The 22,883-nt window shown below is 64.1% G+C and carries 19 protein-coding genes; 12 read left to right on the forward strand and 7 right to left on the reverse strand.

Going from position 1 to position 22,883, the window contains the following annotated elements; all coding sequences use genetic code 11:
* Nucleotides 1-111 precede the first annotated feature (111 nt).
* Nucleotides 112-774, forward strand: a complete 663-nt coding sequence (locus tag EN861_RS09805; protein WP_127873373.1) for a YggS family pyridoxal phosphate-dependent enzyme — start codon at nucleotides 112-114, stop codon at nucleotides 772-774.
* A 101-nt stretch (nucleotides 775-875) separates the two neighbouring features.
* Complete coding sequence (locus EN861_RS09810; protein ID WP_135863294.1) at nucleotides 876-1,925, forward strand: aldo/keto reductase; 1,050 nt, start codon at nucleotides 876-878, stop codon at nucleotides 1,923-1,925.
* A 56-nt stretch (nucleotides 1,926-1,981) separates the two neighbouring features.
* Here the strand turns inward: EN861_RS09810 and EN861_RS09815 are convergent, their stop codons facing one another.
* Nucleotides 1,982-2,887 carry a LysR family transcriptional regulator gene (locus tag EN861_RS09815; RefSeq protein WP_135863295.1) on the reverse strand — a complete coding sequence of 302 codons (906 nt, stop codon included), beginning with the start codon at nucleotides 2,885-2,887 and terminating at the stop codon, nucleotides 1,982-1,984.
* A gap of 138 nt (nucleotides 2,888-3,025) precedes the next feature.
* Here EN861_RS09815 and EN861_RS09820 point away from each other — a divergent pair, with 138 nt between their 5' ends.
* Together EN861_RS09820 and EN861_RS09825 are read left to right on the forward strand one after the other, a co-directional pair.
* The gene (locus EN861_RS09820; protein WP_135863297.1) at nucleotides 3,026-4,207 is read left to right on the forward strand and encodes an MFS transporter; all 1,182 of its coding nucleotides are present in this window, start codon (nucleotides 3,026-3,028) and stop codon (nucleotides 4,205-4,207) included.
* A 55-nt stretch (nucleotides 4,208-4,262) separates the two neighbouring features.
* Nucleotides 4,263-5,297 carry an aldo/keto reductase gene (locus EN861_RS09825; protein WP_135863299.1) on the forward strand — a complete coding sequence of 345 codons (1,035 nt, stop codon included), beginning with the start codon at nucleotides 4,263-4,265 and terminating at the stop codon, nucleotides 5,295-5,297.
* 246 nt (nucleotides 5,298-5,543) lie between these two features.
* On the opposite strand, the gene EN861_RS09830 is transcribed toward EN861_RS09825, so the two are convergent.
* The gene (locus tag EN861_RS09830) at nucleotides 5,544-5,816 is read right to left on the reverse strand and encodes an usg protein (RefSeq protein WP_023784217.1); all 273 of its coding nucleotides are present in this window, start codon (nucleotides 5,814-5,816) and stop codon (nucleotides 5,544-5,546) included.
* Nucleotides 5,817-6,122: 306 nt separating this feature from the next.
* Here EN861_RS09830 and acs point away from each other — a divergent pair, with 306 nt between their 5' ends.
* The 3 genes from acs (at nucleotide 6,123) to EN861_RS09845 (ending at nucleotide 9,807) form a co-directional block, all read left to right on the forward strand.
* The gene (gene acs, locus EN861_RS09835; RefSeq protein WP_135863301.1) at nucleotides 6,123-8,078 is read left to right on the forward strand and encodes an acetate--CoA ligase; all 1,956 of its coding nucleotides are present in this window, start codon (nucleotides 6,123-6,125) and stop codon (nucleotides 8,076-8,078) included.
* A gap of 8 nt (nucleotides 8,079-8,086) precedes the next feature.
* The gene (locus EN861_RS09840; RefSeq protein WP_135863303.1) at nucleotides 8,087-8,833 is read left to right on the forward strand and encodes an MOSC domain-containing protein; all 747 of its coding nucleotides are present in this window, start codon (nucleotides 8,087-8,089) and stop codon (nucleotides 8,831-8,833) included.
* A gap of 155 nt (nucleotides 8,834-8,988) precedes the next feature.
* The gene (locus EN861_RS09845; RefSeq protein ID WP_135863305.1) at nucleotides 8,989-9,807 is read left to right on the forward strand and encodes a sugar phosphate isomerase/epimerase family protein; all 819 of its coding nucleotides are present in this window, start codon (nucleotides 8,989-8,991) and stop codon (nucleotides 9,805-9,807) included.
* 22 nt (nucleotides 9,808-9,829) lie between these two features.
* On the opposite strand, the gene EN861_RS09850 is transcribed toward EN861_RS09845, so the two are convergent.
* The 3 genes from EN861_RS09850 to EN861_RS09860 form a co-directional block, all read right to left on the reverse strand.
* A complete protein-coding gene (locus EN861_RS09850; RefSeq protein WP_135863311.1) occupies nucleotides 9,830-11,098 on the reverse strand; it encodes a cyclopropane-fatty-acyl-phospholipid synthase family protein in 1,269 nt (422 codons plus the stop codon).
* 362 nt (nucleotides 11,099-11,460) lie between these two features.
* Nucleotides 11,461-12,939 (reverse strand): pilus assembly protein, encoded by a 1,479-nt coding sequence (locus tag EN861_RS09855; RefSeq protein ID WP_135863313.1) that lies wholly within the window; start codon nucleotides 12,937-12,939, stop codon nucleotides 11,461-11,463.
* 345 nt (nucleotides 12,940-13,284) lie between these two features.
* A complete protein-coding gene (locus tag EN861_RS09860) occupies nucleotides 13,285-14,154 on the reverse strand; it encodes a transglutaminase family protein (protein WP_127277740.1) in 870 nt (289 codons plus the stop codon).
* 165 nt (nucleotides 14,155-14,319) lie between these two features.
* Between EN861_RS09860 and EN861_RS09865 the strand changes: the two genes are divergently transcribed.
* Nucleotides 14,320-14,985 carry an HAD-IA family hydrolase gene (locus tag EN861_RS09865; RefSeq protein WP_127277741.1) on the forward strand — a complete coding sequence of 222 codons (666 nt, stop codon included), beginning with the start codon at nucleotides 14,320-14,322 and terminating at the stop codon, nucleotides 14,983-14,985.
* Nucleotides 14,986-15,045: 60 nt separating this feature from the next.
* On the opposite strand, the gene EN861_RS09870 is transcribed toward EN861_RS09865, so the two are convergent.
* Nucleotides 15,046-15,264: a DUF1674 domain-containing protein gene (locus tag EN861_RS09870; protein WP_135863315.1), complete on the reverse strand. Its 219-nt coding sequence runs from the start codon at nucleotides 15,262-15,264 to the stop codon at nucleotides 15,046-15,048.
* A gap of 105 nt (nucleotides 15,265-15,369) precedes the next feature.
* Between EN861_RS09870 and htpX the strand changes: the two genes are divergently transcribed.
* The 4 genes from htpX to purH all read left to right on the forward strand — a co-directional run bounded on the left by htpX (nucleotide 15,370) and on the right by purH (nucleotide 21,368).
* The gene (gene htpX / locus EN861_RS09875; RefSeq protein ID WP_135863317.1) at nucleotides 15,370-16,389 is read left to right on the forward strand and encodes a zinc metalloprotease HtpX; all 1,020 of its coding nucleotides are present in this window, start codon (nucleotides 15,370-15,372) and stop codon (nucleotides 16,387-16,389) included.
* Nucleotides 16,386-17,774 (forward strand): RsmB/NOP family class I SAM-dependent RNA methyltransferase, encoded by a 1,389-nt coding sequence (locus tag EN861_RS09880; RefSeq protein WP_189343592.1) that lies wholly within the window; start codon nucleotides 16,386-16,388, stop codon nucleotides 17,772-17,774. The genes htpX and EN861_RS09880 overlap by 4 nt, the downstream gene beginning before the upstream one ends.
* Before the next feature lie 147 nt (nucleotides 17,775-17,921).
* A complete protein-coding gene (locus EN861_RS09885) occupies nucleotides 17,922-19,646 on the forward strand; it encodes a heparinase II/III family protein (protein WP_135863321.1) in 1,725 nt (574 codons plus the stop codon).
* Between the two features lie 105 nt (nucleotides 19,647-19,751).
* Nucleotides 19,752-21,368 carry a bifunctional phosphoribosylaminoimidazolecarboxamide formyltransferase/IMP cyclohydrolase gene (gene purH / locus EN861_RS09890; protein ID WP_135863323.1) on the forward strand — a complete coding sequence of 539 codons (1,617 nt, stop codon included), beginning with the start codon at nucleotides 19,752-19,754 and terminating at the stop codon, nucleotides 21,366-21,368.
* A 44-nt stretch (nucleotides 21,369-21,412) separates the two neighbouring features.
* On the opposite strand, the gene EN861_RS09895 is transcribed toward purH, so the two are convergent.
* The gene (locus EN861_RS09895) at nucleotides 21,413-22,792 is read right to left on the reverse strand and encodes an MFS transporter (RefSeq protein ID WP_127278614.1); all 1,380 of its coding nucleotides are present in this window, start codon (nucleotides 22,790-22,792) and stop codon (nucleotides 21,413-21,415) included.
* Nucleotides 22,793-22,883 lie beyond the last annotated feature (91 nt).

A 22,883-nucleotide genomic window follows, 5' to 3' on the forward strand; every position in this document is an offset into this window, starting at 1 on the left:
CCCGGCAGTTCACGAAATGTGGTCCGGGTGTTCACCATGGTTTGGCAAACCCGTCAACCATATGGGCATCGCGTCCGACAAAAACGCGGGTCAAAACAGCGGGATTTGCATATGGGCGACACCGTTCAGCAGTTTTTCGCGGTCAAGGCGAGGATCGCCGCCGCCGAGCAGGAGGCTGGCCGTGAAGCCGGCGCGGTGACGCTGGTGGCGGTCTCCAAGACCTTCGACGCCGTCGATATCCAACCCGTGATCGAGGCCGGGCAGCGCGTCTTCGGCGAGAACCGCGTCCAGGAAACACAAGGCAAATGGCCTGACCTGAAGGAGGCTTTCCCCGACATTGAATTGCACCTGATCGGCCCGCTGCAGTCGAACAAGGCCAAGGAGGCGGTAGCGCTGTTCGACGTCATCGAAACGGTGGATCGCGAAAAGATCGCCGCCGAGCTCACCAAGGAAATTGTCCGGCAAGGTCGGGCGCCAAAACTCTATGTCCAGGTGAATACCGGTTCCGAACCGCAAAAGGCCGGCATCGAACCGCGCGAGGCGGTCGCCTTCGTCAAACGCTGCCGGGAAGTCCACGGCCTCACCATCGAAGGCCTGATGTGCATCCCGCCGGCTGACGAGAATCCCGGCCCGCACTTCGCCTTGCTGGAAAAACTGGCGCGGGAGGCCGGCGTCGCCGGACTGTCGATGGGCATGTCGGGCGATTACGAAACGGCGATCGCCTTTGGCGCCACCAGCATACGAGTCGGCTCCGCCATCTTCGGCAGCCGCTAGCCGTTGGGCCAGATCGACGAGGTCGCTGCGCCAGCACTGGAAACGAAACGTACCGTTCCTATTTGTTTCGTGTCATCACACATTTCTCTGGAGCTTTCGCCATGCGCTACAATCAGCTTGGAAATACCGGGCTTTTCGTTTCCGAACTTTGCCTCGGCACCATGACCTTCGGCGCCGCCGGCCAGAACGCCCAATGGGGCCTGATCGCCAGCCTCGACCAGAAGGGCGTCAACGAGATCGTCGGCCGTTCGATTGCCGCCGGTGTCAACTTCTTCGACACGGCGGACGTCTATTCCTTCGGCGAGTCCGAACGCCTGCTCGGCCAGTCGCTCCGGGATCTCGGCATTGCCAGGTCGAGCGTGGTCATCGCCACCAAGGTCCATGCCGCCACCGGCGATGGGCCGAACCAGCGCGGCTCCTCGCGCGGCCACATCATGGATTCGGTCGATGCCAGCCTCGAACGGCTGCAGCTCGACCATATCGATCTCTATCAGTTGCACGGCACCGACGCGGTAACGCCGATCGACGAAACGCTGCGGGCACTCGATGATCTCGTCTCCAGCGGCAAGGTCCGCTATGTCGGCGTGTCCAACTGGCAGGCCTGGCGCATCGCCAAGGCGCTCGGCATCGCCGCCCGCAAGGGCTTTGCCGGCTTCGAGACCATCCAGTCCTATTATTCGATCGCCGGCCGCGACCTCGAACGCGAGATCGTGCCGCTGATCAACGAGGAGAAGCTCGGCCTGATGGTGTGGTCGCCGATGGCCGGCGGCCTGCTGTCCGGCAAATACGGCCCTGGCGCGCCGGGCAATGGCGAGGGCCGCCGCGCGTCCTTCAACTTCCCGCCGGTCAACGAGGAGCGCGCCTGGGCAGCGGTCGCCGCCATGCGCGAGGTCGCCAGGAAGCATGATGTCAGCGTTGCCACCGTGGCGCTCGGCTATGTCCTGGCCAAGCCTTTCGTCATGAGCGTGATAATCGGCGCCAGCCGCATGGAGCAGCTCGAACAAAACCTCGCCGCCACCAGCCTCAAGCTCGATGCCGACGATCTCGCCAGGCTGGATGAGGTGAGCGCCTTGCCGGCCGAATATCCCGGCTGGATGGTCGAGCGCCAGGGCGCCGGCCGGCGTCCGGCGCCCTTCGTCCCTAAGGCATAGCCTGCGGGAAAGCCGGCCTTTTCGAAGCCGCGTATCCCATGGACGCGCGGCTCCAACTACAGCCGAACCGTCTCGGCAAGAAAGTCGAGAAAGGCCCGCACCCGTGCCGGCAGATGGCGGCCCTGGCCGACATAGACGGCGTGCGTCGCCTCCTCGTCGCCCGGGTTGAAATCCTCCAGCAGCGGCACCAGCCGCCCGGCGGCGATATCGGCCGCCACATGCCAGCGCGCCAGCCGGGAAATGCCTACCCCGGCCAGCGTCATCAGCCGCATCGCCTCGCCATCGCTGACCAGCGCGTTGCCGGTGATCGGGATCATGACGGCATTGCCCTGCGCGTCGAGGAACGGCCAGCCGTCAATGTGCCTGACGAAGCCGAAGCCCATCCGGTTGTGTGTGTCGAGATCGGCCGGCGTCAGCGGCATGCCATGCACCTCGAGGTAGGAAGGGGCCGCAACGACGACCACCGGGCTCTGCCCGAGCTTGCGCGCCACCAGCCGTGATTCGCCGAGCGGCCCGGCCCGGATCGCTACATCGGCGCGTTCGGCCATCAGGTCGATGACACTGTCGGTCAGCACCAGATCGACCGAGATTTCGGGATAGCGTTCGAGGAAGCGCGGCAGCAGCGGGATCAGCCGGTGCACCCCGAACGGCACGTAGGTGTTGACGCGCAGCCGCCCGCGCGGCGCGGCGCCCGCGGCCGCCTCACGCTCCGCCGCCGCCATGTCGGCAAGGATGCGTAGCCCGCTTTCATAAAACGCCGCCCCTTCCGGCGTCAGCAGCAGCTTGCGCGTCGAGCGGCTGACCAGCCGCGCGCCAAGCCGGGCTTCCAGCCGCGCGATCAGCTTGCTGACGGCCGACGGCGTCATGCGCAGCGCGCGCGCCGCGGCGGAAAAGCTGCCTGCCTCGACAACGCGCACGAAGACTTCGATCTCGCCGGAACGGTTTATGTCGGGTCTGGCCATCTGTGAATCTATTTCACAGAAAATATGCCCTGATCAAGTCTGGTTCACAGCACTCGGCAACACGATCTTCCCGGTCGGGGCGCGGGTTGGACAGGCGCTCATCGCCTGAACGGCCCGTCTTTCAAAGTGGAAACCGCCATGCCTCTTGCTCTCTATGCCCTCGCTGCCGGTGCCTTTGGCATCGGTGTCACCGAATTCGTCATCATGGGCCTGCTCATCGATGTCAGTAAGGATCTTGGTGTCTCGATCTCGGCCGCCGGCCAACTGATCTCGGGTTATGCGCTCGGTGTCGTCATCGGCGCACCCCTGTTGACCATCGCCACTGGCAACTGGCCGCGCAAAACCGTGCTGCTGGCGCTGATGGCGATCTTCACCGTTGGCAACCTCGCCTGTGCGCTGGCGCCCGATTACTGGACGCTGATGGGTGCCCGCATCATCACCGCCTTTGCCCACGGCACTTTCTTCGGCGTTGGCTCGGTGGTCGCCACTGGTCTGGTCGCGCCCAACAGGAAGGCTTCGGCGATCGCGCTGATGTTCACCGGCCTGACCATCGCCAACATCCTCGGCGTACCTTTCGGCACCTGGCTCGGCCAGGCTTTTGGCTGGCGCGCGACCTTCTGGGCAGTGACCGCGGTCGGCCTCGCGGCCTTCGCCGTCATCCTGGCCCTGGTGCCGCGTGGCCAGGCGACGCCGGAGAAGAGCGACTTGCGCGCCGATCTCGCTGTGCTGCGCCGAACGCCCGTCCTGCTCGGCCTCGCCACTACGGTGCTCGGCTATGCCGGCGTCTTCGCCGTCTTCACCTACATCGCTCCGTTGCTCACCGAGATCAGCGGCTTCGGGGAAGCAGCCGTGTCGCCGATTCTGCTCGTCTTCGGCGGTGGCCTCATCGCCGGCAATCTCGCAGGCGGCAAGGTCGCCGATCGCTGGCTGGTGCCGGCGGTGCTCGGCAGTCTCGTGGTGCTGGCGCTGGTGCTTGCCACGATGAGCTTCGCCATCCACAGCCAGGTCATGGCCGTGATCTATGTCGGCCTGCTCGGTGCGGCCGCCTTCGCCACCGTGGCGCCACTGCAGATGTGGGTGCTGGAAAAGGCGCAAGGCGCCGGCCAAAGCCTGGCCTCATCGTTCAACATCGCCGCCTTCAATCTCGGCAATGCCGCCGGCGCCTGGCTTGGCGGCGCGGTCATCGCCCATGGCCTTGGACTGGGTTCGCTCACTTGGGTCGCTGCCCTGCTGCCGCTCGCGGCACTCGCCGTGGCCGGACTGGCGCTGCGCCTCGATCGCGGCGCCACATCAGGCGCGCCCGCCTCCGTCCGGTTGTGACATCAGCCGACATCCGAATCGCCTCACTTCTTCACAAACCACCAGGAGCAAGAAAATGGACTATCGACGTCTCGGCGCATCGGGTTTGAAAGTCCCGGCGCTTTCATTCGGCGCCGGAACCTTCGGCGGATCCGGCCCACTGTTCGGCGCCTGGGGCAACAGCGACGCGCAAGAAGCGCGGCGGCTTATCGACATCTGCCTCGAGGCCGGCGTCAACCTCTTCGACACCGCCGACGTCTATTCGAACGGCGCCTCGGAAGAGGTGCTCGGCGAGGCGATAAAAGGCCGCCGCGACGCCGTTCTGATCTCGACCAAGACCGCGCTGCCGATGGGCGACGGCCCGGCCGACCACGGCTCGTCACGCTCGCGGCTGATCAAGTCGGTCGATGCCGCGCTGAAGCGTCTCGGCACCGACTATATCGACCTGCTGCAGCTGCACGCCTTCGATGCCGGGACGCCGATCGAGGAAGTTCTGGCGACGCTGGACGGCCTCGTTCGCTCGGGCAAGCTGCGTTATGTCGGTGTTTCCAACTTCTCCGGCTGGCAAGTGATGAAGTCGCTCGGCTTGGCGCAGACGCACGGCTACCCACGCTATGTCGCGCACCAGGTCTACTATTCGCTGCTCGGCCGCGACTATGAATGGGAGCTGATGCCGCTCGGCCTCGACCAGGGCGTCGGCGCGTTGGTGTGGAGTCCGCTCGGCTGGGGCCGCCTGACCGGCAAGATCCGCCGTGGCCAGCCCTTGCCGGAAAAGAGCCGCCTGCACGAGACCGCGAGCTTCGGCCCGCCGGTCGAGGACGAACATCTCTACAGGGTCATGGAGGCGCTTGACGCGGTGGCTGAGGAGACCGGCAAGACGGTTCCGCAAATCGCCATCAACTGGCTGCTGCAGCGCCCGACCGTTTCATCTGTTATCATCGGCGCCCGCAACGAGGAGCAACTGCGCCAGAACCTCGGCGCCGTCGGTTGGACGCTGACGCCGGAGCAGGTCAAGAAGCTGGACGCGGCAAGCGAGGTCACCACGCCCTACCCGTACTTCCCCTATCGCCGCCAGGAAGGCTTCGCACGACTGAACCCGCCGGCGGTGTGAGGGGCGAGGCCCTCAACGTCGTCATCCACGGGCGGAGCAGCCGCGAAGACCCGAGGATCCATTCCGTGACCTTGATCGTAGAGCGCGGCGGTGCAGAATTCTGGACCGTCGCGACGCTTCAGAGTCGCGGCATGGATCCTCGGGTCTGCGCCGCGTCGCTTCGCTCCTTGCTCCGCCCGTGGATGACGAAAGAGATGGGCGTTTCCGCTAGCCGCCAGCGCAAGCGAGCCGGATGCGCCACTGCTCTCAGTGCAGGACGAACTCTCCATCCACCTTGCGCCATTCATTCGGGGCGATCAGCTTCTGGTGCGTATAGACCACCGAATGCAGCGGCCCATCCAGCTTGGCTTTCCAGAATTCGATGAACCGGATCAGCACCGGAAACTTCGGAGCGATGTCGTAGTCCTGCCAGACGAAGCTCTGCAGGAGATGCGGGTGGTCGGGGAAATGATAAAGAATCTTGGCCGTTGTCAGGCCGTAGCCTTTGAGCATCAGGTCCATTTCAAGATGGTCGCGCATTGCGGTCCCCAAGGTTGATTCTCCTTTCCTCCCAGGCACCAATTGTGCGCGCCGTTACTTAACTGTCTATTGATTTTTCTTGATCGCAAAACGAACTTTTCCCGCAAAAACATGCAGTTAGCAGCGAACCGTTTCGAGTGCTGACAGTCTCGAAAAGCGCCCCTGCGGCATCCCGCCGCGCGAATCCAACGTCTAATGTTGCCGTCGCGGCGGAACTGGTAATAATGCCGCCGAATTCGCGGCTGCGTCGCCGCGATCCCGCAGGCGTTTCAAGCTGGCGGATTGGTTCGGGAGGAAAGCCAAGAAATGTCCGAGGTTCATGTCCATCGCGTCAAGCCGGCGTGGAAGAAGAACGCCCTGATCGACAATGACACCTACCTAAAATGGTATGCCGACAGCGTGAAAAACCCGGACAAGTTCTGGGGCAAGCACGGCAAGCGCATCGACTGGTTCAAGCCCTTCTCCAAGGTTAAGAACACCTCCTTCGACGGCAAGGTCTCCATCAAGTGGTTCGAGGATGGCCAGACCAATGTCTCGTACAATTGCATCGACCGCCACCTGAAGAAGCGCGGTGACCAGACCGCCATCATCTGGGAAGGCGACAACCCTTACGACGACAAGAAAATCACCTACAACGAGCTCTACGAGCATGTCTGCCGGCTCGCCAATGTGATGAAGAAGCACGGCGTCAAGAAAGGCGACCGCGTCACCATCTACATGCCGATGATCCCGGAGGCGGCCTACGCGATGCTGGCCTGCACGCGTATCGGCGCCATCCATTCGGTCGTCTTCGGCGGCTTTTCGCCCGATGCGCTTGCCGGCCGCATCGTCGACTGCGAATCGACCTTCGTCATCACATCGGATGAAGGCCTGCGTGGAGGAAAACCCATTCCTCTCAAGGACAACACCGACAAGGCGATCGACATCGCCGCCAAGCACCACGTCATGGTCAAGAACGTCGTGGTCGTGCGCCGCACGGGCGCCAAGATCGGCTGGGCGCCGGGCCGCGATGTCTGGTATCACGACGAAGTCGCGACGGTGAAGTCCGAGTGCAAGCCGGAGAGAATGAAGGCGGAAGATCCGCTGTTCATCCTCTACACGTCGGGCTCGACCGGCAAGCCGAAAGGCGTGCTGCACACCACCGCCGGCTATCTCGTCTATGTGTCGATGACGCACCAATATGTCTTCGACTATCATGACGGCGACATCTACTGGTGCACCGCCGATGTCGGCTGGGTGACCGGCCACAGCTACATCGTCTACGGGCCGCTCGCCAACGGCGCCACCACGCTGATGTTCGAAGGTGTGCCGAACTACCCCTCGCAGTCACGCTTCTGGGAGGTCATCGACAAGCACAAGGTCAACATCTTCTACACCGCGCCCACGGCGCTGCGCGCGCTGATGGGCGCCGGCAACGACCCGGTGAAGAAGACGTCGCGCAAGTCGCTGCGTGTGCTGGGCTCGGTCGGCGAGCCGATCAACCCGGAAGCCTGGGAGTGGTATTTCAACGTTGTCGGCGACGGCAAGGTGCCGATCGTCGACACATGGTGGCAGACCGAAACCGGCGGCATCCTGATCACGCCGCTGCCGGGCGCCACCGACCTCAAGCCGGGTTCGGCGACGCGGCCCTTCTTCGGCGTCAAGCCGCAGCTGGTCGACGGCGAGGGCAAGGTGGTGGAGGGTGCGGCCGACGGCAATCTCTGCATCACCGATTCCTGGCCGGGCCAGATGCGCACCGTCTATGGCGATCACGACCGCTTCGTGCAGACCTATTTCTCGACCTACAAGGGCAAGTATTTCACCGGCGACGGCTGCCGCCGCGATGCGGACGGCTATTACTGGATCACCGGCCGCGTCGACGACGTCATCAACGTCTCCGGCCACCGCATGGGTACCGCCGAGGTCGAATCGGCGCTGGTCAGCCATGAGAAAGTCTCGGAAGCCGCAGTCGTCGGCTATCCCCATGATATCAAGGGCCAGGGCATCTACAGCTACGTCACCTTGATGAGGGGCGTCGAAGCGACCGAAGATCTGCGCAAGGAACTTGTCGCCCATGTCCGCAAGGAGATCGGCGCCATCGCCACGCCCGACAAGATCCAGTTCGCGCCCGGCCTGCCCAAGACCCGCTCGGGCAAGATCATGCGCCGCATCCTGCGCAAGATCGCCGAGGACGATTTCGGCGCCCTTGGCGACACCTCGACGCTTGCCGATCCGGCCGTGGTCGACGACCTCGTCGCCAACCGGCAGAACAAGAAGGGCTGACGCCGGCCATGGCCGGGATCGGCTGCGTTGCCGAACTCTGGCGCTATCCGGCGAGTTCGCTCGCCGGCGAGCGGCTGGAGGCGATCGCGGTCGGCACCGACAGTATCGAGGGCGACCGTATGTTCGGCCTCGTCGATACGTCGGACAACGAGATCGCCCGGCCCGATCGTGACGCCAAGTGGCACAAGGTGCCGCGCATCAGGACCCGGCTGAACCATGATCGCGTCCTGGAAATCGCCGTTCCCGGCGGCGACTGGCTCAGCGCGCCGGGCCCCGAATGCGACCGCGCGGTGTCGAACTATCTTGGCTTTGCCGCCTCGATTCGCCCGTTCGGCCGCGAGAACGCCCCGCCCGCCTATGCCGGCCCGCTGACGCAGGCGCGCTACAAGAAGGCGCCGATCCATCTCCTGACCACGGCCTCGCTGGCGCGGCTGAAGGCACTGCATCCCGATGGTGCCGCCGATCCGCGCCGCTTCCGCCCCAACATCGTCGTCGACATGGCTCCAGTCGACGGCTCGTTTCCCGAAACCGAATGGATCGGCCGCAAGCTCGCCATCGGCGACCTCGTCTTGACCATCTCCGAGCCGTGCCGCCGCTGCGGCTTCACCATCATTGCCCAGGACGGTTTCGACAATGATCCCGGCATCCTGCGCAATCTGGTGCGCTACAACGCCCACAATCTCGGCGTCTATTGCACCGTCGACCAACCCGGCCGTGTCGATATCGGTGCGCCGATGCGTTTCGTGGCGGCATAGCCCCGTAGCGCGCCGCCCTGGTGCGATAGAGATGTGGCCCCCCTCTTCACGCTGCCTGTAATACGCATGACAGAAAACCGCGCCATACAGCTGGCGCGGCTCGCCTTGTCGCTTCCGTCGTCCGCCAATTTCAGATCCCACCAATCGGAGTGCCTATGACTTCCTTGCCCATCCTTGGCGCGGCCATGACCCTGGACGACCTTGAGATCCACCGCGACTGGCTTTTCGAAAGGCAGCGTGACCTCGAATTGCAAAGCTTCGCCGAGGCCAACGTTCTCAACGGCGACTGGTCACCGCTCGCCTCCCGCGCCAGAAAGCTTCTCGACGGCCACAAGGGGCGGCTCGGGATTCACGGACCTTTCTGGGGCTTCACCATCGCCTCGCAGGACCCCGATATCCGCGGCGTCGTCAGCAAACGCCTGCTGCAAGGTCTCGATGTCTGCGCCGCCGTCGGCGCGACGCACATGGTCGTCCATAGCCCCTACACGACCTGGTCCTATAACAACCTCGACAACAATCCCGGCGAGCGCGAAAAAATCACCGAGTACTGCCACCTGACACTGCGCGACGCCGTCAAGCGGGCCGAAGACATCGGCTGCACCATGGTGCTCGAAAACATTGAGGACAAGGATCCGCACATCCGCGTGGCCTTGGCCGACAGCTTCAAGTCGCCCGCGGTCGCGGTCTCCATCGACACCGGCCACGCCTACTATGCCCATGGCTCGACCGGCGCTCCGCCGGTGGACTACTTTGTGCACGCCGCCGGCAACCGCCTGCAGCATGTCCATCTGCAGGATGCCGACGGCTACGCCGATCGTCATTGGAGCCTCGGCGAAGGCACGATCCAATGGCGTTCTGTCTTTGCCGCGCTCGCCAGGCTCGAAAGCAATCCGCGCCTCATCATCGAGATCAGGGACAAGTCCCGGATACCGGCTTCGGCGGCCTATATCGCCTCGCTCGGCATCGCCGAATAAGGCCCGAGCTCGGCGCGCCGCGCTACCGGTAGAGATCCGCCCGCGTCGGCGGCAAGCCACTTGGACCCCGCGCGCGCTTTGTGGCGACGGTCTGGAATATCTGAGCCGAGGCGCGTTCGAAGGTGATGGAGCAACCGCTCAGGTAAAGCAGCCACAGCCGCGCCTTGGCTTCGCCGACCTCGGCGATCGCCTCGCCGAACCGCGCCTGCAGACGCTCGGCCCACAGCCTGCAGGTGCGGGCATAGTGCTCGCGCAAATTCTCGACATCGTAGACGAGGAAGCCGTGTGCTTCGAGATTGCCGAGCGTCATGCCGATCGTGTCCAGCTCGCCACCCGGGAAGATGTATTTGATCAGTGCCTTGTATTCCGGCCCCTTGCGCAGGGTCTTCTTGATGTCGCCCTTGCTGCGCCTTGTGATGGCGTGATGCAGATAGATGCCGCCCGGCTTCAGCAGCCGGTGGACGGCGGAGAAGTAGGCCGCATGGTTTGCCAGGCCTAGATGTTCGAACATACCGATGGACGATATCTTGTCGAAGGTGCCGGTCAGCTCCGCGTAGGACTTTATCTCGATGGTGATCTTGTCCTCCAGACCCTCGGCGCGAATGCGCTCGCGGGCTAGCGAGGTCTGGGCTTGCGACAGCGAAACGCCGTGTCCGACGACACCATAATTTTTCGCGGCGTGGATCAGCATCGCGCCCCAGCCGCAGCCGATATCGAGCAATCTTTCACCGGGTTTCAGCCGAAGCTTGCGGCAGATATGGTCGAGCTTGTCGACCTGCGCCTCGTCGATGCCGTTTGCGAAATCCTGGAAATACCCGCAGCTATAGACCATGCGCTCGTCGAGAAAGAGCCCATAGAAGGCATTCGAGATATCATAGTGATGCTGGATCGCCTCCTTGCTGGAGCCGCTGACGAACGGGTTGCGACCGGCGAGATCTACCCGCGACGTCATCTGCTTTCTCGAAAACAACACCGCCGGCAAGTCACGCAGAAGCGCCCGTTTCGGCAAAGTCTTCAGCTTCGGCCGCAGCTTGCCCGTCGAAGGCAGGGCATAGAAATCGAACAGCGATCCGTCTTCGATGTCGACTGCCTTGGAAATCCACATCTCGATAAGGGTCGACAGGGACGGTCGGCGAACGATCTGCCAGACAATGTCGTGGTCGTTGATGATCAGCACGGGGCCGGTGGCGGGGCCGATCCGCTCACCTGTCCACAGCCTGACCGCGAAGCTGGGTTTCACCGCCTCGACTACCGTTCTAACGATGCGCGCCGCTCTTTCGGTGGCGTCCATGTCCTTCCCCCCCGCGGTCGATGGCTCAATCTTGTCCGTTTAAGACCTGGATCGCAAGCCGGAGCATGCGGCGCCATCTTCCGGCAAGGACGCCTTTTTCAGCAGGGCACTTGTCATTTGCTGCAACGCACCCCATCATGAAGGTGTGTTCAACGAACTGAAAGGAGGTGATCCGATGTCGAGTGATTTCGTTTTCCAGAACGTGGCCTCAGCGGATTGCACTTTCGGGAAGCAGTCTTCCCGTTAAGGCGCGAGATGCGCGGCGGGTGACGTGAACGTCACCGCCATTGAGCCGCGCCATGGACGGAAACACGGAAGGCCGCCGGCTTCGAAAGAAGCGGCGGCCTTTTCCGTTTCGCGGATTATTGGGTCAGTATGACCTTTTCGGTGTTGCGGATGATTTCCTGAAAGGCATCGTCCAATTCACTTCCGGTGGACACCTCGAAATAATGTTTCTCGGTGGCGGAGGAGTCTTTCGACGAACAATCCTTTAGCACCGCCTTTGCCTGGTCCCGCTCGGTTGCCGACATGTCCTTATCGTTCAGGTCGAAGCCGATGGTGAAAATCTCGATGCCGTCATTTTTCATGTTGCCGCACAGCGTTTCAGCATTGCCGCGCGCAAGGTTACCCTGGCCGTTGTAGCTCCCGGCGGCACCCGCGAAGGCCGTATTGAACTGGCCATCGGTCATCAGGATTGCGACCTTGGCAATCTTCTTTCCATTGGCATTCGAAGCGCCGTTGCCGAGGCCGGCATTCTTGATCGCGCTGCGCCATTGCGGCGACAGCATATAATAGGTCCACTGAATGGCGATTGCGCCGGCTGTATAACCACCGGCCCGGAAGTCGTCGATCGAATCAAGCAATGCATCGGAATCCGCGGTCAGCGGGATCACTTGCGCGTCAGGACACCTGTTCATTCCTTCGCCGCCGAGATGATCATCCCGATTGACCAGGGCATAATATTTCTTGCCGTTCCTGTCTGTGCGAACAGTGTCTGGGCCGTCGGCACTCAAATCCGGGTCGCCGTTTTTGTTCTTGCGCTCCGTAGCGCAATTATCCGGGCGCGGTATGGCCGCACCAACAATGGAGATGTAGTCGCTGAAGGACGGCAGCAGATTTTTGCCCGTCTTGGCAACCAGAAGCGAACTGCCGGCGACGGGTGGCAGCTCAGAACTCCCTTGCTTTTCGGCATAGACGTTCTCCGCCAGTTTGCCGGCGTTCACGCCAGATGCATAAGGCACAATCGCGACACGAACGCGGGGGTTCTTCGAGTCCTGGTTCTCGAGCATCGTCTGGACGGCATTTCGCGCAGCTGCTTTCAGGTCGCCGATCTTGTTGACGTTGCCCCGTTTGGCCATCGATCCCGTTATGTCGAGCATCATGGCCACCTCTATCTGCTTGTCGGAATAGAGCGCTGTGGTGGAAGCGCCGACGCGCTGCATGGCACCGGTGCTGAACAACGGGAAATAGAGGCCGACATCGACGTGGGCATCCGCCTGGACCGTATTGGCGGTCCTGTCGACGATCAGCTTGTCGAGCACGATCTGGCCGGCGTGCAGCATGCCCGCCGTGCTGTTGGCTTCCAGAAAAGCCTGCACGGATTTGTTGGCGTCGGCTTCCTTGATGGCACCGGTGGTCAGGTCACGCGCCGTCGATGTTACAGCCGCATCGACCACGCCCTGCAGGCTCGATTTGGCATTGTAGAGCTGGGTCACATTGACCGAAAAGCCCGCGACCAGCGCCAAGACCGAGGCGGCAAAGCCGAACAGGACCGCGAAATTTCCACCGCGATCCCTGGCCAACTCGCCGACCGCGTGAACAAGACCCCCGTAATTCCGCATCCAACAGCCTCCGCTTGCCTCGGCCTCGTCGCCGCGGACAGGGCAATGCAGGATTCCAGCCGGATGACGCGGCGATCGGACCGCAGACCAGGAGTTCGCCAGCAGAACATTGTTTTTGTTGGATTTCACAGCGCAGGAAGGTGAATGACCGGTAAACGTCGGACTGTATTCGCGCGCGCGTTTACCGGACGCTTACCATGCGAGACCAAAGACCTCGTGGGGTGTGCGGCGACGTCTTGTTGCGGAACAGCGTCTCTGTGCCGCAACGGGTCAACTGTACCAGGACAGCTGTGTTGAGATTCAGGTGAGGCAATTGCAGGCCGCCTCATCCGAATATCGACATGCCTAGGCCAGCATCTGTGCGCTGGCCGTCCTGTCGATACCGTGGTGGGGTGGATTGAACAGCCTGCCTTCCTGCTCGTAGGTCCATACCTTGAACAAGGTAAGCCGGTGCGGGCCGAAACTGTGCAGCAAGGGAACGTCGGTGGCATCGCGGCCGCGCGCGATGACGACGCGACCAATCCTGGGCCGGTTATGGCGCGGATCGAACGTGTACCACTTGCCGTCGAGGAATGCTTCCATCCAGGCTGAGAAATCCATCGGCGCCGGATCGGCCGGCACGCCGATGTCGCCGAGATAGCCGTTCACGTAGCGCGCCGGAATGTTCATGCAACGGCAAAGCGTGATCGCCAGATGGGCGAAGTCGCGGCACACTCCGACACGTTCCTCGTGCGCCTGCGCGGCGGTGCGAGTCGAACGCGCATAGCCGTAGCCGAAAGACAGCCGGTTGTGGACATAATCGACGATTGCCTGTACGCGCGCCCAGCCGGAGGGAAGATGGCCGAAAAGCTGCCAGGCGAGATTGCTCAAATGATCTGTCTCGCAATAGCGGCTGCCGAGGAGATAGCCGAGCACCTCGTCGGGCAATTCGGCGACCGGCATTTCCCTGGCCAGCGTATTGATCTCGTCCGTCTCGCCGCTGTCCTCGATCACCGCGTCGTAGAGGATGCGAAAGCCGCCGGCGGGGGCAGTGAAGCGGCGGCAGGCATTGCCGTGCAGGTCATGGTAGAGCCGAGTCGGCACCGAAGGCGACGTCAGCACCCGCGTCTGCCGCTTGATATCGGCCTGCCTGTCCCGGTGAATCTCGAGCAGCGAAATCACCGGCGTCGGCTCTGTGCATTCAATGGCGATTTCGTAGCCGAGCCGTATCAGCATCGCGTCCCCCTTCGATGGTCATGGAGATAGTGTGGCTGAAACGCGGTTGGGGGATGGTGGTTCCCTGGACCGTCCGAAAAGGCGTTTTCGCGCCTTTCCATGCCGGCGCCTGGAAGATACGGTTGCGCTCTTCCCCAAGGCACACCCCGCAATCCAAGGAAAATCATGTACCCAGGCAAGAAATTCGCCGCCTTTCTCTTTGACATGGACGGCACGCTCATCAATTCCATCGCCTCGGCGGAGCGGGTATGGAGTGATTGGGCACGACGTCACGGCCTCGACGTCGCCGCCTTCCTGCCGACCATCCATGGCGTGCGGGCGATCGAGACCATCACCGCCCTGGCGCTCCCGGGCGTCGATCCGACGCACGAAGCCGACCTGCTCCTGAAGGCGGAAGCGGCCGATCTGGATGGCATTCTCCAGATCGCCGGCGCCGTTGCGTTCCTCAATTCGCTGCCACCGGAGCGCTGGGCGATCGTAACCTCGGCGCCACGCTCGCTGGCGCTTGCACGCATGAAGGTCGCCGGCATTCCTGTCCCAGCGGTCCTCGTCGCCGCGGAGGATGTTTCCCGCGGCAAGCCGGCGCCCGATTGCTTCCAGCTCGGCGCGAGACGGCTTGGCTTCGACGCGCGCGATTGTCTGGTGTTCGAGGATGCGCCGGCCGGCATTGCGGCGGCCGAGGCGGCGGGCGCTTCGGTCATGGTGATCAACGCCACGCACCAGCACGCGCTGCAGACCCCGCATGCCGCGATATCGGCCTATGACATGGTCGGCCTCACGGTCGACGAGCAAGGCTGGCTGGCGCTCGAGCCCCAGCGCAGTGCCGCTTAGTCTGGGCGCACCAGCTATGGCGAGATACGCCGGCCGGCCTCAGCTGAATATCGACACACTCTAAAAGTCGCTGGTCAGGCCTTTGATCTCCCAGTCGCCATAGCGGCCGGGCTCCTTGCCGCCACGGCCACCGATCTCTTTCGGCAGGGCGGCTTCCTGCGCGAGATAGTCGGTGCGTCGTGCGTCGGCTTCCGCCAGCGCCCGGCGGGCGGCTGGCGTCAAATCTTTCCGCGGCGCATTGCCATCGCCGGCGTGCGTTTTACTGGTTTCGTCGTTCATGCGATATTTCCCGCGGATTGAAACAGGAACAGGCGTTTCCCATCATATAGCGATGACCTCGCAAGGATCGACCCTTTTTCACCACCATCGCGACAGGAGCAGACGATGAACACCATTCGCACCGCCATGCTTCTCGCCGCCATGACGGCGCTGTTCATGGGCGTCGGCTTTTTGATCGGCGGCTCGGGCGGCATGATGGTCGCGCTGGTGGTCGCCGCCGGTACCAATCTGTTCAGCTATTGGAACGCCGACAAGATGGTGCTGTCGATGAACCGCGCCGTCGAGGTCGACGAGAAGAACGCGCCGGAATATTACGCCATCGTCCAGGCACTGGCCAAGCAGGCCGGGCTGCCGATGCCGAAAACCTATCTGATCGACAATCCGCAGCCGAATGCCTTTGCCACCGGCCGCAACCCGCAGAACGCGGCGGTGGCCGCCTCGACGGGCCTGTTGCAGCGGCTGACCCACGAAGAGGTCGCCGCCGTGATGGCGCATGAGCTCGCCCACGTCCAGCACCGCGACACGCTGACCATGACCATCGTCGCCACCTTTGCCGGTGCCATCTCGATGCTCGGCAATTTCGCCTTTTTCCTCGGCGGCAACCGCGAAAACAATCCGTTCGGCTTTGTCGGCGTGCTGGCGGCGATGATCGTGGCGCCCTTCGCGGCCATGATCGTGCAGATGGCGGTCAGCCGCACCCGCGAATATGAGGCCGACAGGCGCGGCGCGGAAATCTGTGGACACCCGCTGTGGCTGGCCTCCGCGCTTGACAAGATCGCCCGCGGGGCCGAACGCATTCCCAACCCCGACGCCGAGCGCAATCCGGCAATGGCGCATCTCTTCATCATCAACCCCCTGCATGGCGAGCGTATGGACAGTCTGTTCTCCACCCATCCGAGCACCGACAACCGCATCGCCGCGCTGCAGGCGATGGCGCGCGAAATGGGCGATGGCGCTGCGCGGGCCACGCAGCGCCAGACACAGACGCCGCCGCGGGCGGACGAGCCGCAGGCGGCCGGACCGTGGGGCAAGCCGGCCGAACCGGAACAACAGGCCGAACCGGCCAGCCCGAAATCCAATCCGTGGGGCCGTAACCCGACCGGACCCAAGGGCCGGTGGTCGTGAGCGTGGCGGGCAGAGCACCTCGACGCACGGTTTCAGGCGATCAGGAACACAATGCCGGCGGCGAGTTCGTTGCCGGCCTTGCCGCGCGCAAGGCGGCGGCGCGGCTGCTGGCCGCCGTCATCGACGCCCGCACGCCGCTTGATGGCCTGACCGACCACGAGAACGGCCATCCGCAATACAAGGCGCTCGATTTGCGCGACCGTGGCCTGGTGCGCGCCATACTGGTCACCGCGCTGCGCTACCGCATGACCATATCGGGATTGCTGGCGCGGCGCCTGGAAAAGCCGCTACCGCCCAACGCGACCGCCTTGTCGCACATACTGCATGTGGCGGCGGCGCAGATCCTGTTCCTCGACATTCCCGATAGCGCCGCCGTCGACCTCGCCGTGACGCACGCCAAGTCCGACCCCCGCACGCAGCGTTTTTCCGGCCTGGTCAACGGCGTGCTGCGCACGCTGGCGCGCGCCAAGGAAGCCGAACTTCCGGCCGTGCTTGCCGCCACCGACGAAGCGCCGAAATGGTTTTCCGACCGGCTGAAGGCGGCCTACGGCGCCGAGAAGGCCCGGCTGATCCTGGCCGCTCATCGCCACGAGGCGCCGGTCGACTTCACGGTCAAGGCCGATGCCGGGCTCTGGGCCGAAAAGCTCGGCGGCATTGTCCTGCCGACCGGCACGGTGCGCGTGGAGAAGCTTGCCGGCGCCGTCACCGAACTGCCTGGCTTCGCCGAAGGCGCCTGGTGGGTCCAGGATGCTGCGGCCAGCTTGCCGGCAAGACTGTTCGGCGATGTCGGCGGATTGCGCGTCGCCGATCTCTGCGCCGCGCCCGGCGGCAAGACCGCTCAGCTGATCCTGGCCGGCGCCAGGGTCACCGCCGTCGATACCTCGAAGAACCGGCTTGCGCGGCTGGAGCAGAACCTCGACCGCCTCGGACTGTCCGCCGAAATCGTCCAGGCCGACCTGCTCAAATACGAGCCGGCGGCGTTGTTCGACGCCGTGCTCCTCGACGCACCATGTTCCTCGACCGGCACGGTGCGGCGGCATCCCGACGTGCCGTGGACCAAGACGGCGGCGGACGTCGAAAAACTCGCCGACCTGCAGCGCAGGCTGCTCGCCCGCGCCGTCACGCTGGTCAGGCCCGGCGGCCGGATCGTCTTTTCCAATTGTTCGCTCGACCCGCTCGAAGGTGAAGAACTGCATCGTTCCTTCCTCAAGGACACGGCTGCGGTCATTGACGATCCGCTGCATCAGGGCGAGATCGCCGGCATCGATTCGTTCCTGACGCAGCAAGGCACGCTGCGCACCACGCCCGCCGACCTCGACCTCGGCGCGCCGGAGCGCTCCGGTCTGGACGGCTTCTTCGCCGCGCGTATGCGCCGCGCCGGCTAAGCGTGTAACCTCCCGGATTTGCTGACTTTTTTAGGACGAGTCAGGGTTAAGACCGGGTTAACTGGACCCGTTGCCAGGAATTCGCCTTCGCACGCTACGTTCAATCATGTAAACTTGTGCCGGGGTAGAGGACGACCAGGAGGGGTTTTGGCACTTGCTGCCGGCAACACGACGCGTCTGTGGACGCTGGTCGCGAAGGAGTTCTGGCGCAAGACGCGCCGGCGCCTGCGTGCCGGGCCGGTTTATCGCTGGCGCTATTCCGGCCGCACGCCCGAACGCGTCCTGATCGCGCCGCCTGACCTGCGCCTCGCCGATCCGCAGATCGCACTTGAGATCTATTACGGCCGCTATCCCCTGTCTGGCCATCTGGTCGAGACCGGCGGCAAATCCCCTTTCCAGATCAATGTCCCCAATCACGGTTGGCAGAAGACCCTGCATGGCTTCCGCTGGCTGCGCCATATGCGTGCCGCCGGCACGGAGCTGGCCGCGGCAAACGCCCGCGCGCTCGTTTCCGACTGGATCACCATGCATGGCAGCCATATTTCGGGCATTGCCTGGGAGCCAGGCACGACGGCCAAACGCATCATCGCCTGGCTGCAGCATTCTTCCGTCGTGCTGCAGGGCGCCGAATTTCCCTTCTACCGGGCCTTCCTGAAATCGCTGGCGATGCAGATCCGCTATCTCAAGTCCATGGCGCGCGAAATGCCCGACGGCAAGGACCGGCTACGCGCTCGCATCGCGCTGGCATTCGCCGCACTGTCCCTGCCGGCGCCGGCCTCGGCGCTGCGCGGCGCCACCCGCAACCTCGCCGAAGAACTCAATCGCCAGATTCTTGCCGACGGCGGCCATGTCTCGCGCAATCCGATGGTGGTGCTGGAAATCCTCGCCGACCTTCTGCCGCTGCGGCAGACCTATGCCAACCAGGCCGAAGCGCCGCCGCAGGCGCTGATCGGCGCCATCGACCGCATGCTGCCGGCGCTGCGCTTCTTCCGCCATCAGGATGGCAGCCTCGCCCGCTTCAACGGCATGGGCGCCACCATCCATGACCGCATCGCCACCATCCTGCGCCACGACGACACCGCCGGCTCGCCGCTGCTGCATGCGCCGCATTCGGGCTATGAGCGGCTGGCGATCGGTGGCACCACGGTCATCGCCGATACCGGCCTGCCGCCGCCGGTCGACGTGTCCAATGCAGCCCATGCCGGCTGCCTCGCCTTCGAACTGTCGTCCGGGCGCCAGCATTACATCGTCAATGCCGGCATCGACACCTACGGCGCCGCCGAGTTCAGGCCGCTGGCCCGCGCCACCGCCGCGCATTCGACAGCCACCATCAACGACACGTCTTCGGCGCGTTTCACCCATGCGCTGCGGGTCAACGACCAGTTGGGTTCACCGCTAATCGGCGGCCCGCAGCAAGTGCAGTGCAAACGCATCGACCAGAAGGGCGTCCACGGCTTCATCGCCCGTCATGATGGCTATCTCCAGCGTTTCGGCTTCCTGCATGAGCGTGAACTGAAACTCTCCTCGGACGGCAATGTGCTGGCGGGCCGGGACCGGTTCCAGCGACCCGGCAACGCCGCGGTCCGCAACAACGGCCGCGATTTCATCACCGTGCGTTTTCACATCCATCCGGACATCAATCTGCTGCAGGACGAACAGGAGCGGCTGATCCTGACCGCCGATCAGGCCGACACCTGGGTGTTCACCTCCAGCGAAGTGATGCCCGAGGTGGAGGAATCGATCTATTTCGCCGGTCTGGGCGGTCCACGCCGCAGCCGCCAGATCGTGCTCGCTTTCAGGGCGTCCGAAATTGCCGAAGTCCATTGGCAGCTGACGCGGACAAAGATCACCGGTTATCCCGAAAACAACTGAGCTTGCGGCGGCAATGGCATGCCGTGAAAAAGCGAACGCTTGATTTCCGGGCCTCATGTGCTACGGCGCGGGCTTGCTCCTCCAGACTTGAAAGGCCGCCAGCCCATGGCCGTTCCTGCCAAGAACATTCCCGCCCCCGACCTCGTTCCGGTCCGCCGCGCGCTGCTGTCTGTCTTCGACAAGACCGGCATGCTCGACTTTGCCAGGGCGCTGGCCGCGGCCGGCGTCGAGCTGGTCTCCACTGGCGGCACGGCAAAAGCGATCGCCGAGGCCGGCATGGTGGTACGCGACGTCTCCGAGCTCACCGGCTTTCCCGAGATCATGGACGGCCGCGTCAAGACGCTGCACCCGTCGGTGCACGGCGCGCTGCTAGGCGTGCGCGATGATCCCGAGCATGCATTGGCGATGCGCAAATATGGCATCGAGCCGATCGATCTCGTCGTCTCCAATCTTTATCCCTTCGAGGAAGTCCGCCGCTCCGGCGCCGACTACGCGGCGATCGTCGAGAATATCGACATTGGCGGCCCGGCGATGATCCGCGCCTCGGCCAAGAACCACGCTTACGTCGCCATCGTCACCGATCCCGGCGACTACGCCGCGGTGCTCAACGCGCTGGAGATGAACATCGGCTCGCTGTCGCTGGATTTCCGCAAGAAGCTGGCGGCCAAGGCCTTCGCCCGCACCGCCACCTATGACGCGGCAATCTCGGGCTGGTTCGCCGAGGCGCTGGAGATCGAGCATCCGACCTGGCGCGCCTTCGGCGGCAGGCTGGCCGAAGTCATGCGCTATGGCGAGAACCCGCATCAGGGCGCCGGCTTCTATGTCAATGGCGACAAGCGGCCGGGCGTCGCCACGGCGCGGCAGCTGCAAGGCAAGCAGCTATCCTACAACAACATCAACGACACCGACGCCGCCTTCGAACTGGCCGGCGAGTTCGACCCCAACCGCTCGGCCGCCGTCGCCATCATCAAGCACGCCAATCCCTGCGGCGTCGCAGAGGGCGCGTCGCTGAAGGCGGCCTACGCCAAGGCGCTCGCCTGCGACCCGGTCTCGGCCTTCGGCGGCATCGTCGCCTTGAACCGCACCCTCGACGCCGAGGCGGCGCAGGAAATCGTGAAAACCTTCACCGAGGTGATCATCTCGCCCGACGCCACCGACGAGGCCGCGGCAATCATCGCCGCCAAGAAGAATTTGCGCCTGCTGGTCACCGGCGGCCTGCCCGATCCGCGTACAGCAGGCACGACGGTCAAGTCCGTCGCCGGCGGCCTGCTCGTCCAGGGCCGCGACAACGCCGTGGTCGACGACCTCGAACTGAGGGTGGTGACGAAGCGCGCGCCGACGCCGGCCGAAATGGCCGACCTCAAATTCGCCTTCCGCGTCGCCAAGCACGTCAAGTCGAACGCCATCGTCTATGCCAGGGACGGCGCCACCGTCGGCATCGGCGCCGGCCAGATGAGCCGCGTCGATTCCTCACGCATCGCCGCCCGCAAGGCGCTCGACGCGGCGGAGGCCGCCGGGGTGACTGAGCCGCTGACCAGGGGCTCGGTGGTCGCTTCGGACGCCTTCTTCCCCTTCGCCGACGGCCTGCTGTCGGCCATCGAGGCCGGTGCCACGGCCGTGATCCAGCCGGGCGGTTCGATGCGCGACGACGACGTCATCGCCGCCGCGGATGAACATGGCATCGCCATGGTGTTCACGGGCGTGCGGCATTTCCGGCATTGAGCACCCCCATCCTTCTCCCCTTGTGGGAGAAGGAAGTGGCGCTGCTACTCAACCGGCCGATCCGCCGGATATGGCGTTCCAACCAGGATCGCCATGCCGATGCCGAGGAACAGGATGATCGCGGCCATGCCGAGCCGTGGCGAATCGCTGAGCGTGGTGATGGTCGCCACCATGAACGGCGCCAGGAAGCTGGTGGCCCGCCCGGCCAGCGCGTAGATGCCGAAATAGCGCCCGGATTCGGCGGCGGTGACGCTGCGCGCCATGTAGGAGCGCGACGAGGCCTGCACCGGACCGAAGGCGAGGCCGATCAAAAGGCCATACATGATGTATGCCTTTTCCGCGGCGGTGCCGAACAGCCCGCCTGAATCGGCGGTCGACAGCGGTATAAGGCCGAGCAGTGTGAAGCCCGGTCCGGTCGAGACGACGCCGACGGTGGCGACCGAAAGCATGACCAGCGCAACCATCACGACGTGCTTCGAGCCGAGCGCGGTATCGAGCCGCGCCGCGATCCAGCAGCCGAAGATGGCGACGACGTTGAGGATGATGCCGAACAGGCCGATCTCGGTGATCGACCAGTGGAACATGCCGGCCGCGAACGTGCCGCCCAGCGCCAGCAGCGCGTTGACGCCGTCCTGATAGATCATCCGCGCCGCGAGGAAGCGCAGGATGCCGCTGCGGTTGCGCACTTCGGCGAGTGTCGACTTGAGTTCCGACAGGCCCTCGCGCACCGCCGGCCCGATCGGGATGCCCTTGACGGCGTCGGGCGTGAAGAAAAACATCGGCAGGATGAACAGGAAATACCAGCCGGCCGACATCGGTCCGGTGAAGCGCGCGTCCTCGCCAAGCTTCGGATCGAGCCCGAACAGCGGGTCGATGCCGATAAGCGTCTTGCCGGTCTCCAGATTGCCTGCCAGGAACAGGACGACGAAGATCAGCGCGATCATACCGCCGAGATAGCCAAGTCCCCAGGCCATGTTGGAGATCCTGCCGATCTCGGCCTTCGGCACCAGGCGCGGCATCATGGAATCGTTGAACACGGTCGAGAACTCGGCCGCCACCGAAGCCAGCGAGAACAACAGCACGACCAGGAACAGGTTCGAACCGGGCGCGGCGAACCACAGCAGGGTGAGGCTGACGATCTTGATCGTCGCGAAGAAGGCGATCCACGGCTTGCGCGGCCCGGTCTGGTCGGCGATCGAACCGAGGATGGGCGACAGGATCGCGATGACCAGCCCCGCCGCGGCGATACCATAACCCCAGGCCGCCTGTCCGGCGGTCGGGTCGCTCGCCATGCGCGAGACGAAATACGGTCCGAAAATGAAGGTGGTGACGACGGTGAAGAACGGCTGCGCCGCCCAGTCGAAGAACATCCACCCCCAGATGCCGCGCCCCGACGCCCGCTGCACTGTCTCTACCGCCGCCATGCTGATTCCCCCGGCCCGCCCGCGTCGGGCGTCATGTCTGCATGTTTTTCATGGGCATGCAAACTGGCAAATGTTCGTGCCGCCCCTCACC

This window comes from Mesorhizobium sp. M8A.F.Ca.ET.218.01.1.1 (assembly GCF_004791165.1).
In the GTDB taxonomy this organism is placed as follows: domain Bacteria; phylum Pseudomonadota; class Alphaproteobacteria; order Rhizobiales; family Rhizobiaceae; genus Mesorhizobium.

Bases quoted from the DNA above. Each gene is read 5' to 3' on its own strand.
- EN861_RS09870 (WP_135863315.1), bottom strand. From the start codon at position 15,264: ATGAACGACGAAACCAGTAAAACGCACGCCGGCGATGGCAATGCGCCG.
- EN861_RS09845 (WP_135863305.1), top strand. From the start codon at position 8,989: ATGACTTCCTTGCCCATCCTTGGCGCGGCCATGACCCTGGACGACCTT.
- purH (WP_135863323.1), top strand. From the start codon at position 19,752: ATGGCCGTTCCTGCCAAGAACATTCCCGCCCCCGACCTCGTTCCGGTC.
- EN861_RS09865 (WP_127277741.1), top strand. From the start codon at position 14,320: ATGTACCCAGGCAAGAAATTCGCCGCCTTTCTCTTTGACATGGACGGC.
- EN861_RS09815 (WP_135863295.1), bottom strand. From the start codon at position 2,887: ATGGCCAGACCCGACATAAACCGTTCCGGCGAGATCGAAGTCTTCGTG.
- EN861_RS09805 (WP_127873373.1), top strand. From the start codon at position 112: ATGGGCGACACCGTTCAGCAGTTTTTCGCGGTCAAGGCGAGGATCGCC.
- EN861_RS09860 (WP_127277740.1), bottom strand. From the start codon at position 14,154: ATGCTGATACGGCTCGGCTACGAAATCGCCATTGAATGCACAGAGCCG.
- acs (WP_135863301.1), top strand. From the start codon at position 6,123: ATGTCCGAGGTTCATGTCCATCGCGTCAAGCCGGCGTGGAAGAAGAAC.
- htpX (WP_135863317.1), top strand. From the start codon at position 15,370: ATGAACACCATTCGCACCGCCATGCTTCTCGCCGCCATGACGGCGCTG.
- EN861_RS09810 (WP_135863294.1), top strand. From the start codon at position 876: ATGCGCTACAATCAGCTTGGAAATACCGGGCTTTTCGTTTCCGAACTT.
- EN861_RS09850 (WP_135863311.1), bottom strand. From the start codon at position 11,098: ATGGACGCCACCGAAAGAGCGGCGCGCATCGTTAGAACGGTAGTCGAG.
- EN861_RS09855 (WP_135863313.1), bottom strand. From the start codon at position 12,939: ATGCGGAATTACGGGGGTCTTGTTCACGCGGTCGGCGAGTTGGCCAGG.
- EN861_RS09840 (WP_135863303.1), top strand. From the start codon at position 8,087: ATGGCCGGGATCGGCTGCGTTGCCGAACTCTGGCGCTATCCGGCGAGT.
- EN861_RS09825 (WP_135863299.1), top strand. From the start codon at position 4,263: ATGGACTATCGACGTCTCGGCGCATCGGGTTTGAAAGTCCCGGCGCTT.
- EN861_RS09830 (WP_023784217.1), bottom strand. From the start codon at position 5,816: ATGCGCGACCATCTTGAAATGGACCTGATGCTCAAAGGCTACGGCCTG.
- EN861_RS09895 (WP_127278614.1), bottom strand. From the start codon at position 22,792: ATGGCGGCGGTAGAGACAGTGCAGCGGGCGTCGGGGCGCGGCATCTGG.
- EN861_RS09820 (WP_135863297.1), top strand. From the start codon at position 3,026: ATGCCTCTTGCTCTCTATGCCCTCGCTGCCGGTGCCTTTGGCATCGGT.